Annotated in this window: 1 pseudogene; it reads left to right on the forward strand. The window is 69.6% G+C overall.

The features are described from left to right. Positions 1-132: 132 nt before the first annotated feature. A pseudogene (locus CH341_RS31830) lies at positions 133-527 on the forward strand (prohead protease/major capsid protein fusion protein); the annotation flags it as partial.

Below are 527 nucleotides of genomic sequence, written 5' to 3' on the forward strand. Positions count from 1 at the left end.
TGACCCTCGACACCGACCCGCGCCGCACCACCCTCAAGGGCCTGATGCAGAAGTCCGCGACCGAGGAGCTGATCGGCGGCGGACAGGACGCGTCGGCGCCGTGACGGCGTCACACCAGGACAGGACCCCATCATGGACGAGCTGATCGAGCTGCCGCGCGTCACCCGCAGCGGGATCGAGGATGGCGGGCTGATGCTGCGCGCCGGCTCATACGACGAGGCGGCCAACACCATCGAGGTGATCTGGACGACGGGTGCGACGGTGCGCCGGTACGACTGGCGGCGCGACGGCTACATCGACGAGCAGCTCGTCGTCGAGCCCGGCGCGATCCGGCTCGATCGCCTCAACGGGGGTGCGCCGTTCCTCAACACCCATGACGCCTGGACGCTCGACAGCGTCATCGGCGCGGTGGAGCGCGGGTCGGTGAAGATCGGCAAGGGGCAGGGCACCGCCACGGTGCGGCTGTCGCGGGCGCCGTCGCATGCCGACATCGTCCAGAACATCCGGGACGGCATCATCCAGAACGT

It is taken from the genome of Rhodoplanes roseus, assembly GCF_003258865.1.
Classification (GTDB): domain Bacteria; phylum Pseudomonadota; class Alphaproteobacteria; order Rhizobiales; family Xanthobacteraceae; genus Rhodoplanes; species Rhodoplanes roseus.